Source organism: Saccharomonospora iraqiensis subsp. paurometabolica YIM 90007 (assembly GCF_000231035.2).
GTDB lineage: Bacteria > Actinomycetota > Actinomycetes > Mycobacteriales > Pseudonocardiaceae > Saccharomonospora > Saccharomonospora paurometabolica.
This window is the reverse complement of the sequence record NZ_KI912216.1, coordinates 56007-56390: the sequence shown is the minus strand read 5'-3', so window position 1 is coordinate 56390 and position 384 is coordinate 56007. Positions and strand designations below refer to the sequence as shown.

Here is a 384-nt window from a genome sequence, read left to right as displayed (position 1 = left end):
CGCGTCGGCGCCCGCGAGGACCCGGCGGCGGGACGGCTCCACCGGCATCCGCCCGCTCAGCAGCCGGGCGGGCAGGGACAGCCGCTCGTCCGTCGGGGTGGGGGCGTGCAGTACGTCGTCGTCCAGGGGCAGCGGCTCCCCGTCCCCGGTGACCGGCACCGCCCACACGTCGCCGTCGTCCCGGTGGGTGAGCCACCGGGTGCGGGGTGCGCCGGGCGCGGTCAGCACGACGACGTCGCCGTCCGTCTGCCGCCACCACCGGTCTCCCCCGACGTCCACCTCGGCCACCCACGGCAGCATCAGCAGCACGTCGGCGACCTCGGCCCGGATCCCGCCGAGGACGTCGTCCGGGTCCGTGCCGGGACGGAGGGGCAGCCGCACCTC

1 pseudogene is annotated in these 384 nt (G+C 78.1%); it reads right to left on the bottom strand.

Features of this window, described 5'->3' with window-relative positions:
- Window positions 1-384 (bottom strand): annotated as a pseudogene (locus SACPADRAFT_RS0206980) (sacsin N-terminal ATP-binding-like domain-containing protein); the annotation flags it as partial.